The organism is Pseudomonas sp. Z1-12, assembly GCF_051132015.1.
Lineage (GTDB): Bacteria > Pseudomonadota > Gammaproteobacteria > Pseudomonadales > Pseudomonadaceae > Aquipseudomonas > Aquipseudomonas zanjanensis.
This window is the reverse complement of the sequence record NZ_CP071647.1, coordinates 3,332,016-3,349,866: the sequence shown is the minus strand read 5'-3', so window position 1 is coordinate 3,349,866 and position 17,851 is coordinate 3,332,016. Positions and strand designations below refer to the sequence as shown.

Genomic DNA, 17,851 nt, shown 5'->3' with positions numbered 1-17,851 from the left:
TTGCTCGCGAAACAGACGCCTCGATTCTGCGAGACCGCATCGCCTTCATCGCGGGCAAGCCTTGCTCCCACATAGCGTGAGCAAGCTCCCTCGCCACAAAAGCCTGTCCGTTGAAGCAAGGGGCTGTGGCCGATGAACCTCTCCGGCCCCTTCATCCGCCGCCCGGTAGCAACCATGCTCCTGAGCTTCGCGATCATGCTGCTCGGCGGCGTGTGCTTCGGCCTGCTGCCGGTCTCGCCCTTGCCGCAAATGGATTTCCCGGTGATCGTGGTCCAGGCCAACCTGCCAGGCGCCAGCCCCGAGGTGATGGCTTCGACGGTGGCCACGCCACTGGAGCGTTCCTTCGGCGCCATCGCCGGGGTCAACACCATGAGCAGCCGTTCCAGCCAGGGCTCCACGCGGGTCATCCTGCAATTCGACCTGGACCGCGACATCAACGGCGCGGCCCGGGAGGTGCAGGCGGCCATCAATGCCTCGCGCAACCTGTTGCCCAGCGGCATGCGCAGCATGCCTACCTATAAGAAGGTCAACCCGTCCCAGGCGCCGATCATGGTGCTGTCGCTGACCTCGGATGTGTTGGAAAAAGGCCAGCTCTACGACTTGGCGTCGACCATCCTGTCCCAGAGCCTGTCCCAGGTGTCGGGCGTCGGCGAGGTGCAGATCGGTGGCAGCTCGTTGCCGGCGGTGCGCATCGAACTGGAGCCGCAGTTGCTCAATCAGTACGGCGTCGCCCTGGACGATGTACGCACCGCCATTGCCGATAGCAACGTGCGCCGGCCCAAGGGCTCGGTGGAGGACGACCGGCGCATGTGGCAAGTCCAGGCCAACGACCAGTTGGAAAAGGCCAAGGACTACGAAACGCTAATCATCCGTTACCAGGATGGCTCGGTGCTGCGGCTCAAGGACGTGGCGAAAGTCACCGACAGCGTCGAGGACCGTTACAACAGCGGTTTCTTCAACGACGATGCCGCCGTATTGCTGGTGATCAACCGCCAGGCCGGCGCCAACATCATCGAGACGGTCAACGAGATCAAGGCGCAACTGCCGGCGTTGCAGGCGGTGCTGCCGGCCAGCGTCAAGCTGAACCTGGCGATGGACCGCTCACCCGTGATCAAGGCCACCCTGCATGAAGCGGAAATGACCTTGCTGATCGCCGTGGCCCTGGTGGTGCTGGTGGTGTTCCTGTTCCTCGGCAACTTCCGCGCTTCGCTGATCCCGACCCTGGCGGTGCCGGTGTCCCTGGTGGGCACGTTTGCGGTGATGTACCTGTACGGTTTTTCCCTGAACAACCTGTCGCTGATGGCGTTGATTCTGGCGACCGGGTTGGTGGTGGACGACGCCATCGTGGTGCTGGAGAACATTTCCCGGCACATCGACGAAGGCGTGCCACCGATGCAGGCGGCGTACCGGGGGGCCGAGGAGGTGGGCTTTACCCTGCTGTCGATGAACGTCTCGCTGGTGGCGGTGTTCCTGTCGATCCTGTTCATGGGCGGCATCGTCGAGAGCCTGTTCCGTGAATTTTCCATCACCCTGGCGGCGTCCATCGTGGTGTCGCTGGTGGTCTCGCTGACCCTCACGCCGATGCTTTGCGCCCGCTGGCTCAAGCCCCATGTGCCCGGGCAGGAAAACCGCTTGCAGCGTTGGAGCCAGGGGATCAATGAACGGATGGTCCGTGGTTACGCCACCAGCCTGGACTGGGTGCTGCGCCATCGACGCCTGACCTTGCTGAGCCTGCTGGTGACCATTGGCGTGAACGTCGCGTTGTATGTGGTGGTGCCGAAGACCTTCATGCCCCAGCAGGACACCGGCCAACTGATCGGTTTTGTCCGTGGCGACGATGGGCTGTCGTTCGGCGTGATGCAGCCGAAGATGGAAATCTTCCGCCGCGCCGTGCTCAAGGACGAGGCCGTGCAAAGCGTTGCCGGCTTCATTGGCGGCAACAACGGCACCAACAACGCCTTTATGTTGGTGCGCCTCAAGCCGATCAAGGAACGTAATATTTCCGCGCAAAAGGTCATTGAGCGCCTGCGTAAGGAAATGCCCAAGGTACCCGGTGCCCAATTGATGTTGATGGCCGACCAGGACCTGCAGTTCGGTGGCGGTCGCGAGCAGACCACTTCCCAATATTCCTACATCTTGCAAAGCGCCGACCTGGCGTCGCTGCGCACCTGGTACCCCAAGGTCGTGGCGGCCTTCCGGGCCTTGCCGGAACTGACCGCCATCGACGCCCGCGACGGTGGCGGGGCGCAGCAGGTGACGCTGGTGGTGGACCGCGACCAGGCCAAGCGCCTGGGCATCGACATGGACATGGTCACGGCGGTGCTCAACAACGCCTACAGCCAACGACAGATTTCCACCATCTACGACAGCCTCAACCAGTACCAGGTGGTGATGGAAGTCAATCCCAAGTATGCCCAGGACCCGAGCACCCTCGAACAGGTCCAGGTGATCACTGCCGATGGCGCGCGGGTGCCGCTGTCGGCCATTGCCCATTACGAGAACAGCCTGGAGGACGACCGGGTCAGCCATGAAGGCCAGTTCGCCTCCGAGGGCATCTCCTTCGACATGGCCGAAGGCGTGACGGTGGAGCAGGGCACCGCGGCCATCGAGCGGACGATCGCCAAGCTCGGGATGCCCGAGGATGTCATCGTGAAAATGGCTGGCACCGCCGACGCGTTCGCCGCCACCCAGAAGAGCCAGCCGTTCATGATTTTGGGCGCGTTGCTCGCGGTGTACCTGGTGCTGGGGGTGCTGTATGAAAGCTACATTCATCCGCTGACCATCCTGTCCACCTTGCCGTCGGCCGGGGTCGGCGCGTTGCTGTCGATCTACGCGCTGGGCAGCGAGTTCAGCCTGATCTCGTTGTTGGGGCTGTTCCTGCTGATCGGCGTGGTGAAAAAAAATGCCATCCTGATGATCGATCTGGCCTTGCAACTGGAACGTGCCGGGCAGACGCCGCTGGAGTCGATCCGCAGCGCTTGCCTGCTGCGGTTGCGACCGATCCTGATGACCACGCTGGCGGCGATCCTTGGCGCCTTGCCGTTGCTGCTCGGCGCCGCCGAAGGCTCGGAAATGCGCCAGCCGCTGGGCCTGACCATCATCGGGGGCCTGGTGTTCAGCCAGGTCCTGACCCTCTACACCACGCCAGTGGTTTACCTTTATCTCGACAAGCTGCGCCATCGCTTCAACCGCTGGCGTGGCGTGCGCACTGATGCTGCCCTGGAAACTCCGCTATGACCGACCGTTCGCCTTTCAATCTTGTCGCCGTGCTGGCGACCGCCCGTGGCTCGCGGGTGCTGAGCCTGGCGCTGTGCGTGGCGATGCTCAGCGCCTGCGCCATCGGCCCGGATTACCAGCGTCCCGCGGCCGCCGCCCCGGTGCAGTACAAGGAGGCCCAGGGCTGGCGCCAGGCCAACCCCAGCGATGCGATGGCCCGGGGCGCCTGGTGGGAGCTGTACGGCGATGCGCAACTCAATGGCCTGGTGGACACGCTCAATACATCCAACCAGACCGTGGCCCAGGCTGAAGCCCAGTACCGGCAGGCCCGGGCGCTGGTGCGTAATGCCCGTGGCGCCTTCTTCCCCACCGTGGACCTGACCGTTGGCAAGACGCGCTCCAGCCAGGGCACCGGTAGCAGCAGTTCGAGCCTGAGCAGTTCCTCCAGCGGCATTCGCGACACCTACAGCGCCCAGGCCGGCGTCAGTTGGGAGGCGGATGTGTGGGGCAAGTTGCGCCGCACCCTGGAAGCCGACGAGGCGAGTGCCCAAGCCAGTTTCGCCGACCTGGCGGCGATGCGCCTGAGCCAGCAATCGGAACTGGTGCAGAATTACTTGCAGTTGCGGGTGATCGACGAACAGAAGCGCTTGTTGCAGACCACCGTCGACAACTACCAGCGCTCCCTGAAAATGACCGAAAACCAGTACCGCGCCGGGGTGTCCGACAAGGCCGCGGTGGCCCAGGCGCAGAATCAGCTCAAGACCACCCAGGGCGACCTGATCGACCTGATCTGGCAACGGGCCCAGTTTGAAAATGCCATCGCCGTGCTCATCGGCCTGCCACCGGCCGAATTCAACCTGGCCGAGACCCGAGACATCCCGACCCTGCCACAAATCCCGGTGGCGCTGCCCTCGCAACTGCTCGAACGCCGGCCAGACATCGCCTCGGCAGAGCGCTCGGTGATGGCCGCCAACGCCAACATCGGCGTCGCCAAGGCCGCGTATTACCCGGACCTGACCCTGAGCCTCAGCGGAGGCTACAGCAGCAGTACCTATGACAACTGGGTGAGCGTGCCGAACCGCTTCTGGTCGGTAGGCCCGCAACTGGCGATGACACTGTTCGATGGCGGCCAGCGTTCGGCGGAAGTCGACCGCACCGTCGCGGCCTATGACCAGACCGTCGCCACCTACCGCCAGACGGTGCTCGACGGCCTGCGGGAGGTGGAAAACTACATGATCCAGCTCAAGGTGCTGGAAGACGAAGCCCGTGTGCGCCAGGAAGCCCTGGACGCCGCCCGGGAATCCCTGCGCCTGACGCAGAACCAATACAGGGCCGGGCTGATCGCCTACCTCGACGTCGTGACTGTCCAGGCCACGGCGCTGAGCAACGAACGCAGCGTGCTGAGCCTGCAACAGAGCCGCTTGATTGCCAGTGTGCAATTGATTGCGGCGCTGGGCGGGGGGTGGGATGGGCAGTTGCAGGCGGAGGAGAAACCCTGAGTGATTGGGTAGCGCCGCAAGGTGCTTTTGTGGCGAGGGAGCTTGCTCCCGCTTGAGTGCGCAGCGCTCATAAAATGGGGACTGCTACGCAGTCCAGCGGGAGCAAGCTCCCTCGCCACAGAGTTAATGAGTGTCAAACAGTCCCGCTTTTGGCCGATGCACTGCCTACGTGCCATCGCGATGGCTTGTTATAGTTCAGGCCTCTTTTCAGCCGGTAAAGGATCCCTGCCATGTCGCAATACCAAGCGTTCAACGTCGAACTTGCAGACAACATCGCCCATGTGCAGATCAATCGGCCGGAAAAGATCAACGCGATGAACGCTGCCTTCTGGCGCGAGATCATCGAGATCTTCCAATGGATCGACGACACCGATGAGGCGCGGGTGGTGGTGCTCAGCGGTGCCGGCAAGCATTTTTCCTCCGGCATCGACCTGATGATGCTGGCAGGCGTGGCCAACGAATTGGGCAAGGACGTGGGGCGCAATGCGCGGTTGCTGCGGCGCAAGATCCTGCAGCTGCAAGCCTCGTTCAATGTCGTGGACAATTGCCGCAAGCCGGTGCTCGCGGCCATCCAGGGCTATTGCCTGGGCGGTGCCATTGACCTGATCTCTGCTTGCGACATGCGTTATGCCACCGAGGACGCCCAGTTCTCCATCAAGGAAATCGATATCGGCATGGCCGCCGATGTTGGCACATTGCAACGCTTGCCGAGGATCGTCGGGGACGGCATGCTGCGTGAACTCGCTTATACGGGGCGCACTTTTGGTGCCGACGAAGCGCGCAGCATCGGCCTGGTCAATCGTGTCTACAGCGACTCCGCCAGCCTGCTCGACGGTGTGATGGGCATTGCCCGGGACATCGCCGCCAAGTCGCCGATTGCCGTGACCGGCACCAAGGCAATGATCAGCTACATGCGCGACCACAGCATCGATGACGGCCTGGAATACGTCGCCACGTGGAACGCCGCCATGTTGCAATCGACCGACCTGCGCGTGGCCATGGCCGCCCATATGAGCAAACAGAAACCCGAATTTCTGGATTGACTGATCATGATTTCACGCTGGACCACCGCAGTACTCGACACCGACGTTCCCGGCGGCTGGGCCGTGGCCCGTAGCCCGGAAGGCTTTCTGTTCGATGACAACGGCGCGCTGTTTCCCCGCGAATGGCTCAAGCGCCAGGACCTGTCGATCCTCGCCGAACACGGCATCGGTCACCTGGATGGCGAGCCGGTCTACCTGCTGGAATTGCACAGCCCGCTGGACATCCCCGGCTGCAACTGGAAAGGCCTGCGGGCGTTCATGCTCGAGGACGACCACACGTTGTACAAGGTGTTGGGTTATGCGGCACAGATTGGCACCTGGGCCCGGGAGCATCGCTTCTGTGGCAGTTGCGGCAAAGCCATGAGCCAGATTCCGCTGGAGCGGGCGATGTATTGTGATGCCTGCGACCTGCGCCATTACCCGCGGATTTCACCGAGCATGATCGTGTTGATTACCCGTGGCGATGAAGTCCTGCTGGCCCGTTCGCCGCGTTTCGTCACGGGTGTCTACAGCACCCTGGCGGGGTTTGCCGAACCCGGCGAGTCGGCCGAGGACTGCCTGGTCCGCGAAGTGCGTGAAGAAGTCAGTATCGAGGTGAAGAACATCCAGTACATGGGCAGCCAGTGCTGGCCGTTTCCCCATTCGATGATGCTCGGTTTTCACGCCGAATATGCCAGCGGCGACATCGTGCCCCAGGAAGATGAGATCGAGGACGCCCAATGGTTCAACGTCCACGACTTGCCACCGTTGCCGGCCTCGCGCTCGATCGCCCGCTACCTGATCGACCTGTATGTGGCGCGGCGCTTAGGCCACGCTGAACCAGTGCTGCCAGGCTAGGCGCACGGTCAAGCCCAGCACCACGGTGATGAACACCGGTCGGATGAACTTCGCGCCGCCGCTGATGGCGGTGCGAGCGCCGAAGAACGCGCCGACCATTACCGACAGGCCCATGCTCAGGCCGATGACCCAGTCTACCTGCCCGGAAAAGATGAACACCGACAGCGCCGCGATGTTGCTGACGAAGTTCATGCTGCGGGCCACGCCACTGGCCTTGACCAGGTCGATGGGGTAGAGCAGCAGGCTGCTGACGGTCCAGAACGCACCGGTACCCGGCCCGGCCACGCCGTCATAGAAACCCAGGCTGAAACCCTGGGATGACTGCCACGTCTTCTTGATCGGCGCATCGCTGTCCAGCGGCGCTTTGGGCGTGCCGCCAAACAACAGGTACAGGCCGCAGGCGAAGACGATCACCGGCAACATCTTGTTCAGCCACTCGGCTGGCAGGTAGTGGGCGACGATGGCGCCGGCCAGGGCACCGACCAGTGTGCCGACGAGGGCATGGGTCCACTGCCTTGGGTGGAACAGCTTGCGCTTGTAGAACGTGAAGCTGGCCGTCGCCGAGCCAAAGGTCGAACTGAGCTTGTTGGTCCCCAGGACCAGGTGGGGCGGCAAACCCGCAGTCAGCAGCGCTGGCGTGGTCAATAGCCCACCGCCCCCGGCAATGGCATCGATAAAACCGGCAATGAAGGCGACAACGGCGAGGATAGCGAGGGTAGTGAGGTCAACGCTGAGTTCGAAAGGCATGGAATGGGCTTATTTGGCAGGACGCAGAAGGGCTGCGGGAAGGCCGGTATGTTACCCATAATGGTGCAGGGCTGCGACTGCCTAAGGCCTGTGACATTCCCGTGGCGAGGGAGCAAGCTCCCTCGCCAAAGGTTCGATCGTCACTCCGGCCGAAACACCGCTCGCAGACAGTTCTGCGTCTTCTCCTTGAACATTGCATAACCTTCCACCGACTGCTCCAGTCCCATCGGATGGGTCAGCAGATAGGACGGGTCCAGCTCACCTTTCTGGATGTGCTCGAACAACCGTCCCACGTAACGCTGTCCAGGCTGTTGGCCGGAGCGCAGGGTCAGGGATTTGTTGACGATGGCGCCCATGGGGAATTTGTCCAGCAGGCCGCCATAGACACCGACCACCGACACGGTGCCGCCTTTGCGACAGGCGCGGATCGACTGGCGCAGCACCGTCCCGCGTTCGGTGTGCAGACGCATCATTTGCTTGGTCTTGTCGTAGAAATAGTCGATCTCTGTGCCGTGGGCCTCCATGCCCACGCAGTCGATGCAGCGATCCGGGCCCCGGCCACCGGTCAGTTCCAGCAAGGCGGCATGCACGTCAGTCGTTTCATAGTTAAGGGCGATGGCACCGGCCTTTTCTTCCGCCAATTGCAAGCGATCAGGCAGGCGGTCGATGGCAATCACCCGTTCGGCTCCCAGCAGATAGGCACTGGCAATCGCCATCAACCCGACTCCGCCGCAACCCCATACCGCCACGGTATCGCCCCGTTGGATGTCGGCGTTATCGGCGGCGAAATAACCAGTGGGCACCGCGTCGGAGACGAATACCGCCTGTTCATCAGTGATGCCCTCGGGGATCTTGAACAGATTGACGTCGGCGAACGGCACGCGGATATAGGTTGCGTGGCTGCCGGCATAACCGCCAAACGCATGGCTGTAGCCGATGATGCCGCACGCCGGTTGGCCGTAGGCGATGTCCGTTGCACTGGGATTGGGGTTGGAGTTGTCGCAGCAGGAAAAATCCGAGCGCCTGCAATGTTCGCATTCTCCGCAACCGATGATCGAAACGGTGACAACCCGGTCGCCTTTGTCGAAAGCCCTGACGGCGGAGCCGATCTCCACGACTTCACCCATGAATTCATGGCCAATGATGTCGCCGGCCTGCATGGTCGGCACATAGCCGCCCAGCAAATGCAGGTCTGACCCGCACACCGACGACATCTGCACCCGCACGATCGCGTCGCGGGGATTGAGAATGGACGGATCATCGACGGTTTCAACTTGTAGCTTGTTCGGGCCTTGCCAAGTCAATGCGCGCATCAGGCGTTACCTCCGGTGGAAGGCGTGTGGACGGACGTGTGAGGGGCCTCTGTGGCCGGATGAACGAACAGGAAATCCTTCGTGCCGGCGGCGTGCATGCGGTTGGTGCTCACCTCGCCGGTTTCCAGTTGTTGCTTGATGCTGCGCAGCAGGTGCAACAAGGCTTTGTCCGAGAACTTGGAAATCGCCGCGGCCAAGGCATAACCGGCGGCACCGAGGGGCGCTTGGCAGGCGATAATGACCTTCAACTGCGTGCCACGGCCGGCCGGCGCGTCGCTGAAGTGCATCTGGATGTCATGCTTGAATCGTGTCTCCGGGCCGGCAGTCCAGTGCAGCTTGCGACCGTCCTTGGGCTCGTCCTGTTGGATGTCACAGTGCAGGGTCTTGTCCATGGGACCGTGGGCGACCCAGCGGTAAGTGCCTTCACCGGTTTGTTCGATGGCATCGACCCAGGGCACCAGCGCACCCAGGTTGCCCGGGTTGCGACAGAACGCGAAGACCTCTTCCCTGGGTTTGCCCACGGTAATGCTGCGAGAAATGACTTTGCTGCCGCTCCAGTCCCGATCCTGTTCAAAGGCTTGTTCGAACGGACTATGGGTCAGCGCGTGCTTGATCCTGCATGTGCCTGAATAGCCGCGCCAGGCGGCACAGGCGCCGAGCAGCACCTGCGGCCAGCCCTGGAGCCCGCCTTGGCGTAGGCCGTTAGCGATCAACAAGGTGCCGGCCAGTAGCGATACGGCACGTTCCGGCGTGCCGAGATTGGGGTGCGACGGGGTCGGCACCGTAGCCCGGCTCGCAACCAGTTGGGGTCGTTCAGACATGATGGTTTCCTCATTCTCCAGGGGCGACATAAGGAATGAACCGAGGGGAGGCGCGGTTGTTCCATCAACGTGGGGGCTTTCCGATGAGGCGAATGCTGGCGGCGGTTCAAGCGTTCGCCAGGACAGTCCGGGATTCGCCGGCAGGTTTGGCCAGGGAAGGGCAGGCCGACCGTTCGACGATTTTTTTTTGAAATCAAGGGGTTGTCAGCCTAGGCAAATGAGTACATAATTGCGCCCATCGAACGCACTGGGACGTAAAAAATCTCAATGTTTTCAAGGAGATAGCGCTGAGTAAGTGCCATGTTTCCCGATCAGGTTTGTACTGCGGTTGATGTAGCGACATCGCATCAAGCGTCTTGAGGCCGAATAGCAAAATGGTTATGCAGTGGATTGCAAATCCACCTACGCCGGTTCGATTCCGACTTCGGCCTCCACTATTAAAAAGCTCTGTAGATCTATGATTTACAGAGCTTTTTTATTTTCGAAGCCTTGAAAGGTTTTGTCTTGAAAAGGGCATAAGCTGCCTTGCTTCAAAGAGGAGGGATGTATATATTCCCCCTCTTGCTGCACCAGCCAGGTCATCGGTTTTTGCCGATGCCCCATGGCTAACCGCGCTACCGCCCGAATGGCGAAACTGGTAGACGCATGGGACTTAAAATCCCCCGCTCGTAAGGGCGTGCCGGTTCGATTCCGGCTTCGGGCACCATCTAAAATCAAGGGTTTGCGGGCGAAAGCTAATGCAAGCCCTTGTTTGTTTCTACTACTGAAAACTACCGAAGTAACGGAGCCCAGCCTCCGGGTATTTTCATGGGCAAACCTCTACACTCGGTGTTGAGATTAGCAAGGTGTGGCCAGGCGGTATCTTCCGTCCCGGCCAGCCCGGTGCGCTAATCCTTTGACCATGGAGAGGTATCAAGTGAAAATAATCGCAACGATGAGCCTGTTGGCCTTGATGAGCAGCGGCGCCGCATACGCTGGGGAGACAACGTCCGCCGATGGGAAAACCCTTGCCGTTAACTTTGGCGAGCCGACCGTCAAGCAAGTGCTGCACTATCGGAAAATGTACGACAAGAAGCCCTTTCCCGATGCGGAAATTTATTACTACAGCAACGGTTTGTACAAAATCATCTCCCAGGGAGAGAATCACTACGGTGTCTACGTCTTGCAGGGTCAACACACTGACGAGACCTATACGGTGAAGTTTATCTCCCTGCCTTCCCCGGACTGGGGAAATAAAACTGCGTTTCACCAGCTCACCTTCATTCGAGGTGATGGGCAGAACGTGTTTATCCAGAACGCGATTGTCGACACTGGCGAGGCCATAGCGCAGCAGAACGGGACCTATACGCAGGAAAAGAACACGGTGCTCAATCCCATCAGTACCGCTTGGCGCAAGCAGTGAGTCCGCCGTACAAAAGCTGATATTTATCAGTCTAAACAATAGGTTGTGTGAGTATTCTCATGCAACCTGTCAGGTGTAAACCATAGGCGTCGGCTTTCACAATCGTCGGCGAAACGCCTCAAGAATATCCCGCGTGCCCTTTTTCATTTGCAGTTGGGCAATGGCATCCAGCGGGTGCCAGAGGCAATCGCTGATTTCATTCTGTGGCCTGGCCGCCGTCAAGTCGCTGACCGACGCTTCGAATACGTGATGCTCGGTTTGCCCGTCATTGATTCGCATCAGGTAGAGCAGGTTTTCGACGTCCAGGCCCGTTTCTTCTGCCAGTTCCCGGATGGCTGCCCCAGCATGGGTTTCGCCGCGTTCAACGGCACCGCCTGGCAGTGCCCAGCGGCTGTTGGCTTTGCGAACCAGCAAAATGTGGCGATTGTCCTCGCAGATGACGGTCGCTCGAATTTTCATGGCGGTACTCGATCTGTGACTGTCATTAAATTGAAATATATCTGCAATATTTGAGCTTGGCATTACTTGCTCGTTCAAATAGGATTTTTTCAGAGTCTTATCAGTACGACCGTGGCGGGGCGGGAAAGACTGAGTTCATTTGCGCTGTCATCCTTCTGATCGGTCTGCTCGACCGCCAGCGCCAGGCTTTTGACCGGTTATCGCCTCAAATTGAATCAGCTGCAAAAAAATGAATCCATGTTGGGTGCAATGGCTGGCCCCGGCATGGGGAAGGACAGGCAGATGACCACCGTTGAAGACTTCAAGATCAAATCCCATGAGCTCCTGGTGGAGCTCGATACGGCCACAGCGGAAATGATGAAGCTCATATGTGTCCATCAAATGAGCGGATCGACCTGGGATGAGGCGGTCCAGCGTCAACATGAAGCCTATGAGCAATGGGTCGCTTATCTGAATGGGCGGGAATAGGTGTCACGCCCGCCCTGGGCGCAAATTCTTTGAACGGCGCTTGAACGGCTGTGCCTAATCCTTAAACCGCCAAGAGGATTGAGCCATGTCTGAATTAGCCAGTTACTTCTGGATCGCTGTCGCGGTGCTTCTGCTGCTCGTGGACCTATGGGCGATCATCAGCGTGTTTCGAAGCGACAAGTCGGCCGGAACCAAGGCTGGCTGGGCGCTGCTGCTGATCATCCTGCCGGTGTTGGGCCTTGTCATCTGGGGCGTGGCCGGGCCGCGCGGTATCAAGGAGCCACCGTCGTCACCGGAGCACAGCAAGGGCTAGCGAGAACACTGCGCTGCGTGACCGGCCCGTCACTGGTTCTTCCACTCGCCGCCGGTGGTTTCGCAGTCTTGCTGAGCCTGCTGCAACTGCTCGACCCCATAGTAGTACCACGTCACTTTGGCGTTGTCGGGAAGGTTGGCCGATCCACCGCTCTTGTCTTTACTGGTTGAGCGCGGGTTGGCCAACGCTTCCTGGGTCAGCCTGGCTTGGCATGTCGCCACATACCCCGCGTCACAACGCTCGACTTTGTGCTTTTGGGTACTGACCGTTCCCTTGCTTTCATTGCTGCAAGACCAGTCCAGGGTTTCGGCGGGCACGCCTTTGTATTCGTAGCAGCTACGGCTTTCGATCACCGGAACCGACTGGCTCTGGGATCGGGTGATGACGTCGCAGCCTTGGGCCATGACGGCGGTGGGGCTCGCACAAGCGATCAATAGCAGGATTCTGGCATTCATGTGATTCTCCCTTTGCGGCTTTTGCACCGGTGCCTATCCATTTCGAGGCGCAAAAAAAGCCCGCGTTCCATCAGTTTTCCAACCGGTAGAACTCAGGGGGAAACATCGCTGGCGTGGCGCGTCAGCGGAACTTGGGCAGCGGCGGTTCAGTGGGCTTGAGCGAGGTCAGTGCGCTCTGGATCGACGGGGCGTCCTTGTCGATGTCGTTGAGCCGGTCTCGAATGCGCACGGCGGTGGGGTGCCCGCCTTGGTGGTCGACCCAGTCGGCGATTTCCTTGCAGGCTGCCGTGAGCCTGGCCTGACGCGATTCCAGCAAGGTGAGCAGGGTGGTGATGGACTCTTTTTCGGACATGTCACACCTCCATTCAGGGTTGATGAGGCAGCACAAGACCCGCCAGGGGCGGGTCTTGCTGTGGTTTAAGCGTAGTTGAGTTATTTCGGATCTGTCGAAGAAACCGGCGCTCGGTCGGACAACCGGTGGGCCGGAAACGGTACGCGATATTTCAGCCGGATTCCTTGACCCAGGCCGGCGCGACGCTTGCCCGCCAGCGCACGTCGGTAATGCCGTATTTTTCCGCAAGGGGCTTGGAAACCCGCTTGACCTTCTCCCTGCCGAATTTCGGTATGCGTCCGACCCCCGCATCGCAGCTGGCCCAATGCCAAGCCTCGGAGTTATTCATTACTTCTGCACGAATAATGAATGACTTGGGTTCGCCATGAAGCATGTAGTCAATGATGTAAAGCGATGGCCCGCCCATAAATCCTCCCTAATTAGTCCTATACGGATGGATACAAAGGCATTCGGAAAATTCCATCGAATTTCCAGACGGTCAAATTTATGCCGCCGAGGCTCAAGCGCGGTGCAAGCGCAAACTTTGCGAGCAGCCATTGTTCACAGCAAGGAACCAAACCCGGTTACCCTTCTCCAAGGTGGGCTTCAACACCGTCGGCCAGGGATCTAAGGCGAGGCAACGCGGCATCAATTAAAGGCAAAACATGAAAAACATCGCCAGGCTGCTGTTCATCGCAGCCCTCGCCATCGGTTTGTCGGGCTGCATTGGCGCCCCCATCGAACTGACGCCGCAAACCGAGCAACGCTTGCATGAACAACCCCCGATCCGTTTCCTGCTGACATTCGATGATGGGCCCAGCGCATCGTCTTTCTGGAACCCTAGCCTGGCGGTGCTGGACGCCCTGGCGGACAACCCGGTACAGCCCGGCATCAAGGCAGTGTTTTTCCTGCAGACCCGCTCGCCACGCGCCGGTGGCAGCGAGATTGGCCGCTCGATCATGCGTCGGCAGCAGGAGGAGGGCCATGTGTTGGCCTTTCATACGGCCACCTACTGGCACACCAATCACCGGTTCCTGAGCCCTGATGAGCTGGAGCAATCGCTCGTCCACGGTGGCAGTGATATTGCCGCCATGACCGGCGCGGCGCCGTCCCTGGTCAGGCCACCGTTCTGGAGCTTCGACAGGCGCACTGCCGCGGCTTACCGAGCACATGGCCTGCACATTCTGCTGACCGACTTGAGCGCAAATGATGGCAAGGTCTGGGGTGTCACGATGAGCCCCCGGCGGCGCATCAACCTGGTCCGACAACTCTCCGAGGTGCGCGAGCGCATCGCGGCCGGGCAACTGCCCGCGGTGGACGGGGTGATCCCGGTGGTGGTGACGTTTCACGACATCAATCGTTATACCGCGCGGCATGCCCGCGAATACCTGCAGATACTACTCGACAGCGCCAACGCGACCGGCATGAGGACCGCCGCCAAGCCATTCTATGATGACCATCAGGCGCTGGAGCGAGCGGCGCTGGCCCGGACGGTCGATCACAGCACTGAGCCCGTACGTTTGCCGGGGCTGTGGGACTGGTTGTGGGATTCCGACGCCCACTGAGGTCGCGACCGACGTCCGGTCGCTACCCATGGACAATCAGCGTGTATGGTAGGCGATGCACCCTTGGTTGAAGTCGGAGGTGACTATGAGTACAGCGATGATGACGAAAATGCACATCAATGGTTATGACGTGCTCAGCGTAAACAGCGGTCCGTGGAGGGTCTGCACCCAGGCTGACCGGTTGGGCTCCTTCGCTTCTCGCGAGGAAGCGCTGGCCTACGCCGCCGCGTTGCCGACCCGGAGAAGCCGTAGCGGCCGGGCTGGGAACACGAAATAGGTGGATGCTCACCAATACTGTTCAGGCGACAAACCCGTGGCGAGGGAGCTTGCTCCCGCTTGAGTGCGAAGCGCTCACAAAAGGGGCCGCTACGCGGCCCAGCGGGAGCAAGCTCCCTCGCCACAGGGACGCGTTTTTCTCCGACCCAGTCAGGTACGCGCCAACTCCAACGGGATCTCCAAGGTAAACAGCGCCCCTTGCCCCGGCCCATCGCTATGGACATGCAAGCGGCCATTCATTTCTACCGCCGCCAGGGCGCAGCTGTGCAGGCCAAACCCATGGCCGTCCTTGCGTGTCGTAAAACCGTGATTGAAGATGCGCGCCAGATTTTCCGCGGAAATCCCTTCGCCACGGTCCTTGACGCTCAGGCAAAGCGTTGTTTCGTCGAGAATGCGAATCCCCAGGGTTATTTCCCTTGGGTGTTCATTTATGTGCGACATGGCAAACTTGGCATTGCTGATCAGATTGATCAGGACCAGCAACAGCCTGTGCTTGTCGCCCATGATCATGGGAACGTCCTGGTAATCCTTGATGACGGTGACGTGGTGCCTGCTGAGGGCGCCCGAATTCATTCGTAGTGCATCTTCGAACAGGTCGCTGACCTTGAGCGGTTCGATCAGCCTGGCGGCGCCCGCATAGGTTTGTTGGGTCGTGACGATTTCCTTGATGTGATCGATGCTCTTGGTCAACTGCGCCAATTCATCGATCAGCAACGTCTGTTCGGCGGCGATGGAATCGACCAACTCGTTGAAATAGCGCGGCAGCAAGCGGCCTTTTTCATCGTGGCTAATGAAGTGGCCAAGGTCCTCCGCATGTTCATTCATCATGTTGACCGCTTTCGTGAGCCCGAGCGTCTTGCTGTGCCTCAACTTGCGGGTTACCACCTCGGCTGAAATATTGACGCTGTTGAGCACATTCCCGACGTTGTGCAGCACGTTCGTCGCGATTTCGGCCATGCCCGCCATCCGGGCCGCCTCCACCAGCTCGCGTTCGGCTTCCATCAGCTTACGGGTGCGCTCCTGCACGCGCTCTTCCAGGCGTTCGTTGGACGATTGCAGCGCCTGGTTGATCTGGTTGATCGTGGCGTAGCTGCGAACCAACCGCACCGCCAGGTAGATCATCAACAGCGCCATCAGGCTTGCGCACACGGCCAGGTAGATGTGGTATTGACGGTCCGTTGCGGCGGTCCTGCGCTGCGTCTCGTTCAACAATTCATTGATGCTGTCCAGTTCCTGGGCAACCGGAATGACGCTGATGCGGTCAAGCAGGTCGTTGACGACCGGTTGTTCCTGGACGATGGTCTTGACGTGCTGGGTCAGGGTTATGAAGGGCGCCTGGTCAGTCGCGGGCAATCGTTCGATGTAAGGCTCCAGCTCAGTTAACTTGCCTTGCAACTCCCTGGCTTTGTCCGTCGTGACATAAAGCGCGAACTCCAATGTTGTCAGGGTCAACTCAAGCACATTGGACGCCACGGTCATGCGTTCCAGCGGGCTTTCGATATTCATGTCCTTGAGCCGCGTTTGTATCTGGTCTTCAACCTGCGGCAGCGCATCCAGGGAGGTGCGTAGATCGGCGTTGTGTCGTTCGAATTGCTCCACCAGCAAGGATTTGTTCTTGACGGCTTCCACATAGCCCTGGCGCCGAGACATCCAAAGTGTCGCCAAGGGCCCGGTGTTGTTGAGCTGCTCCAATTGCTGCCAGCGACTGTCGGCCTCCGGTGGCGGGGCCAGGGAGAGGTTGTTGTTGATGCCGATCTTTTTCCTCAGGATCTTGCTGTTCCAGTTCGCATCGGATTGTTTGAGTTGGCGAATGAAGTCGCGGGATTCGAAGTAGGTCGATGAGTCGTAGGTGTATGACTTGATCAGAAAGAATATCAGCGCAGAAAACACAATAAGCGCGACGGCCAACAGGGCGGGCCATTTATATTTTTTTATAAGCGTGGTCACGCTGTTCTCCTATGCGGGGTGCTGATCGATGCGTAGGTGAATTCCCGAGGCGGGAGATGCTCAAGACTTGAGCCGAAGGGGAGGCGAGGTAATCGTCGTATGGTGGGTCGTGTCGGTCTGCTTTTGCCTGGATGCACGTTGAGCTCCCTGCTAACGATGAACGTCGGGTTCATTGCCGAGTGTAGCGCTAACGAGCGGGATGATGTCTGTCGGGGGGGCTCCCGGGATGGAGCAGGCGCGGCCAGGCAGGCCGCGCCGATGGCGTTACTTGATGTCGATGAAGGGCAGGGCGCTGTTTGGCAGCACCGTGGTTGGCAGCACGCCATTCCAGCGCTCGGCCTTGGTCAGCTCCACCAGGTTCTGGTTGCTGGCCAGGGCCTGGGCCCGCGCCTTGATGGCCTCGGCTTCGGCTTTGCCGCGCAGTTCGGTCGCCAGCGCGTCTGCCTTGGCCTGGGCCACTTGCGAGTCAGCTTCGGCCTGGGCCTGGGTTACCCGGATCTGTGCCTGGACCTGCTCGGTGGCGAGCTGTTGTTCGCGGGTCTTGACTTGGACTTCCGCGGCCATGCGCGCTTCGATGGCCTTTTCGTAGGCGTCACTGAAATCGATGTTCTCGACCTGGACACTGTCGATGATGACCGGGCCGGTAATGGTGGCCTTGATAGCCGTGGAAATATCGTTGACCAGTTGGACGCGGTTCTGCACGGCAGCCACGGCGTTGAACTTGCCAAAGACGTTTTCCACCTGGGTCGGCACCTGGCGGCTGATCATCCGGTCGCGGATGCCTTCGAGGTCCTTGAACTGGGTGTAGACCTTCGCCACATCGGAAGGCGCGATATGCCAGGACACGGACACCTTGAGCTCGGCGGACTGTTGATCCTTGCTGTAGGCCTGCAGGTCTTCGTAGGCCGTGACCTGGCTCTGGACGCTGATCATGCGTACGGATTCGATGAATGGCGTCTTGAAGGACAGGCCCGGTTCAACCACCCCGACCAGCGCACCGTTACGCAGCAGTACACCGCGCTCGGTCTCGTCGACCGTATACCAGCTGCCGAACAATACACACAACAGGACGATGCCCATGATTGCAGCAACGATGGAGCCGATGGTTTTGCTGGTCACTTTTCTTTCCTTGAGTGGCGGGGTGGGGGTTGCCATAGCG

At 60.1% G+C, this 17,851-nt stretch carries 18 protein-coding genes and 2 tRNA genes; 11 read left to right on the top strand and 9 right to left on the bottom strand.

What is annotated here, in order from left to right; genetic code table 11:
- The first annotated feature begins 132 nt into the window (after nt 1–132).
- The 4 genes from J3P85_RS14145 to nudC all read left to right on the top strand — a co-directional run bounded on the left by J3P85_RS14145 (nt 133) and on the right by nudC (nt 6,595).
- Complete coding sequence (locus tag J3P85_RS14145; protein ID WP_434706262.1) at nt 133–3,237, top strand: efflux RND transporter permease subunit; 3,105 nt, start codon at nt 133–135, stop codon at nt 3,235–3,237.
- Nucleotides 3,234–4,715 (top strand): efflux transporter outer membrane subunit, encoded by a 1,482-nt coding sequence (locus tag J3P85_RS14140; RefSeq protein ID WP_434706261.1) that lies wholly within the window; start codon nt 3,234–3,236, stop codon nt 4,713–4,715. The genes J3P85_RS14145 and J3P85_RS14140 overlap by 4 nt, the downstream gene beginning before the upstream one ends.
- Nucleotides 4,716–4,945: 230 nt before the next feature.
- On the top strand, nt 4,946–5,758 hold the full coding sequence (locus J3P85_RS14135) for a crotonase/enoyl-CoA hydratase family protein (protein WP_434706260.1): 813 nt from the start codon (nt 4,946–4,948) through the stop codon (nt 5,756–5,758).
- Nucleotides 5,759–5,764: 6 nt separating this feature from the next.
- Complete coding sequence (gene nudC / locus J3P85_RS14130; protein WP_411384605.1) at nt 5,765–6,595, top strand: NAD(+) diphosphatase; 831 nt, start codon at nt 5,765–5,767, stop codon at nt 6,593–6,595.
- Here nudC and J3P85_RS14125 read toward each other — a convergent pair.
- The 3 genes from J3P85_RS14125 to J3P85_RS14115 form a co-directional block, all read right to left on the bottom strand.
- Nucleotides 6,563–7,342 carry a TSUP family transporter gene (locus J3P85_RS14125; protein ID WP_053188200.1) on the bottom strand — a complete coding sequence of 260 codons (780 nt, stop codon included), beginning with the start codon at nt 7,340–7,342 and terminating at the stop codon, nt 6,563–6,565. The two genes, nudC and J3P85_RS14125, sit on opposite strands and share 33 nt — an antisense overlap.
- Nucleotides 7,343–7,482: 140 nt before the next feature.
- Nucleotides 7,483–8,655, bottom strand: coding sequence for a zinc-dependent alcohol dehydrogenase (locus tag J3P85_RS14120; protein ID WP_434706259.1), 1,173 nt, complete (start codon nt 8,653–8,655; stop codon nt 7,483–7,485).
- Nucleotides 8,655–9,476: an SRPBCC family protein gene (locus J3P85_RS14115; RefSeq protein ID WP_434706258.1), complete on the bottom strand. Its 822-nt coding sequence runs from the start codon at nt 9,474–9,476 to the stop codon at nt 8,655–8,657. The genes J3P85_RS14120 and J3P85_RS14115 overlap by 1 nt, the downstream gene beginning before the upstream one ends.
- A gap of 360 nt (nt 9,477–9,836) precedes the next feature.
- On the opposite strand from J3P85_RS14115, the gene J3P85_RS14110 reads away from it, so the two are divergent.
- The 3 genes from J3P85_RS14110 to J3P85_RS14100 all read left to right on the top strand — a co-directional run bounded on the left by J3P85_RS14110 (nt 9,837) and on the right by J3P85_RS14100 (nt 10,878).
- A tRNA-Cys gene (locus J3P85_RS14110) sits at nt 9,837–9,910 on the top strand.
- A 185-nt stretch (nt 9,911–10,095) separates the two neighbouring features.
- A tRNA-Leu gene (locus tag J3P85_RS14105) sits at nt 10,096–10,182 on the top strand.
- A gap of 228 nt (nt 10,183–10,410) precedes the next feature.
- Entirely contained in the window at nt 10,411–10,878 is a 468-nt protein-coding gene (locus J3P85_RS14100; protein WP_250964701.1) for a hypothetical protein, read from the top strand.
- 96 nt (nt 10,879–10,974) lie between these two features.
- Here the strand turns inward: J3P85_RS14100 and J3P85_RS14095 are convergent, their stop codons facing one another.
- Nucleotides 10,975–11,337, bottom strand: coding sequence for an NUDIX hydrolase (locus J3P85_RS14095; RefSeq protein ID WP_186705735.1), 363 nt, complete (start codon nt 11,335–11,337; stop codon nt 10,975–10,977).
- Between the two features lie 282 nt (nt 11,338–11,619).
- On the opposite strand from J3P85_RS14095, the gene J3P85_RS14090 reads away from it, so the two are divergent.
- Together J3P85_RS14090 and J3P85_RS14085 are read left to right on the top strand one after the other, a co-directional pair.
- Nucleotides 11,620–11,805 (top strand): hypothetical protein, encoded by a 186-nt coding sequence (locus J3P85_RS14090; protein ID WP_186705734.1) that lies wholly within the window; start codon nt 11,620–11,622, stop codon nt 11,803–11,805.
- 85 nt (nt 11,806–11,890) lie between these two features.
- A complete protein-coding gene (locus J3P85_RS14085) occupies nt 11,891–12,118 on the top strand; it encodes a PLD nuclease N-terminal domain-containing protein (RefSeq protein WP_186705733.1) in 228 nt (75 codons plus the stop codon).
- Between the two features lie 29 nt (nt 12,119–12,147).
- Here the strand turns inward: J3P85_RS14085 and J3P85_RS14080 are convergent, their stop codons facing one another.
- From J3P85_RS14080 to J3P85_RS14070, 3 genes are all read right to left on the bottom strand, one after another.
- Nucleotides 12,148–12,573, bottom strand: a complete 426-nt coding sequence (locus J3P85_RS14080) for a hypothetical protein (protein ID WP_434706257.1) — start codon at nt 12,571–12,573, stop codon at nt 12,148–12,150.
- A 121-nt stretch (nt 12,574–12,694) separates the two neighbouring features.
- Nucleotides 12,695–12,925 carry a hypothetical protein gene (locus J3P85_RS14075; RefSeq protein WP_057450824.1) on the bottom strand — a complete coding sequence of 77 codons (231 nt, stop codon included), beginning with the start codon at nt 12,923–12,925 and terminating at the stop codon, nt 12,695–12,697.
- 151 nt (nt 12,926–13,076) lie between these two features.
- The gene (locus tag J3P85_RS14070; RefSeq protein ID WP_047226592.1) at nt 13,077–13,331 is read right to left on the bottom strand and encodes a DUF6555 family protein; all 255 of its coding nucleotides are present in this window, start codon (nt 13,329–13,331) and stop codon (nt 13,077–13,079) included.
- 238 nt (nt 13,332–13,569) lie between these two features.
- On the opposite strand from J3P85_RS14070, the gene J3P85_RS14065 reads away from it, so the two are divergent.
- Both J3P85_RS14065 and J3P85_RS14060 read left to right on the top strand, forming a co-directional pair.
- A complete protein-coding gene (locus J3P85_RS14065) occupies nt 13,570–14,469 on the top strand; it encodes a polysaccharide deacetylase family protein (protein ID WP_434706256.1) in 900 nt (299 codons plus the stop codon).
- An 85-nt stretch (nt 14,470–14,554) separates the two neighbouring features.
- Nucleotides 14,555–14,746, top strand: a complete 192-nt coding sequence (locus tag J3P85_RS14060; RefSeq protein WP_434706255.1) for a DUF2188 domain-containing protein — start codon at nt 14,555–14,557, stop codon at nt 14,744–14,746.
- Between the two features lie 149 nt (nt 14,747–14,895).
- Here J3P85_RS14060 and J3P85_RS14055 read toward each other — a convergent pair whose 3' ends face one another.
- Nucleotides 14,896–16,692: a DAHL domain-containing protein gene (locus tag J3P85_RS14055; RefSeq protein ID WP_434706254.1), complete on the bottom strand. Its 1,797-nt coding sequence runs from the start codon at nt 16,690–16,692 to the stop codon at nt 14,896–14,898.
- A 264-nt stretch (nt 16,693–16,956) separates the two neighbouring features.
- Entirely contained in the window at nt 16,957–17,811 is an 855-nt protein-coding gene (locus tag J3P85_RS14050; RefSeq protein ID WP_250964684.1) for a prohibitin family protein, read from the bottom strand.
- Nucleotides 17,812–17,851 lie beyond the last annotated feature (40 nt).

Excerpts from the sequence above, each read along its gene's own strand:
- J3P85_RS14145 (WP_434706262.1), top strand. The coding sequence starts at position 133 with ATGAACCTCTCCGGCCCCTTCATCCGCCGCCCGGTAGCAACCATGCTC.
- J3P85_RS14140 (WP_434706261.1), top strand. The coding sequence starts at position 3,234 with ATGACCGACCGTTCGCCTTTCAATCTTGTCGCCGTGCTGGCGACCGCC.
- J3P85_RS14135 (WP_434706260.1), top strand. The coding sequence starts at position 4,946 with ATGTCGCAATACCAAGCGTTCAACGTCGAACTTGCAGACAACATCGCC.
- nudC (WP_411384605.1), top strand. The coding sequence starts at position 5,765 with ATGATTTCACGCTGGACCACCGCAGTACTCGACACCGACGTTCCCGGC.
- J3P85_RS14125 (WP_053188200.1), bottom strand. The coding sequence starts at position 7,342 with ATGCCTTTCGAACTCAGCGTTGACCTCACTACCCTCGCTATCCTCGCC.
- J3P85_RS14120 (WP_434706259.1), bottom strand. The coding sequence starts at position 8,655 with ATGCGCGCATTGACTTGGCAAGGCCCGAACAAGCTACAAGTTGAAACC.
- J3P85_RS14115 (WP_434706258.1), bottom strand. The coding sequence starts at position 9,476 with ATGTCTGAACGACCCCAACTGGTTGCGAGCCGGGCTACGGTGCCGACC.
- J3P85_RS14100 (WP_250964701.1), top strand. The coding sequence starts at position 10,411 with ATGAGCCTGTTGGCCTTGATGAGCAGCGGCGCCGCATACGCTGGGGAG.
- J3P85_RS14095 (WP_186705735.1), bottom strand. The coding sequence starts at position 11,337 with ATGAAAATTCGAGCGACCGTCATCTGCGAGGACAATCGCCACATTTTG.
- J3P85_RS14090 (WP_186705734.1), top strand. The coding sequence starts at position 11,620 with ATGACCACCGTTGAAGACTTCAAGATCAAATCCCATGAGCTCCTGGTG.
- J3P85_RS14085 (WP_186705733.1), top strand. The coding sequence starts at position 11,891 with ATGTCTGAATTAGCCAGTTACTTCTGGATCGCTGTCGCGGTGCTTCTG.
- J3P85_RS14080 (WP_434706257.1), bottom strand. The coding sequence starts at position 12,573 with ATGAATGCCAGAATCCTGCTATTGATCGCTTGTGCGAGCCCCACCGCC.
- J3P85_RS14075 (WP_057450824.1), bottom strand. The coding sequence starts at position 12,925 with ATGTCCGAAAAAGAGTCCATCACCACCCTGCTCACCTTGCTGGAATCG.
- J3P85_RS14070 (WP_047226592.1), bottom strand. The coding sequence starts at position 13,331 with ATGGGCGGGCCATCGCTTTACATCATTGACTACATGCTTCATGGCGAA.
- J3P85_RS14065 (WP_434706256.1), top strand. The coding sequence starts at position 13,570 with ATGAAAAACATCGCCAGGCTGCTGTTCATCGCAGCCCTCGCCATCGGT.
- J3P85_RS14060 (WP_434706255.1), top strand. The coding sequence starts at position 14,555 with ATGAGTACAGCGATGATGACGAAAATGCACATCAATGGTTATGACGTG.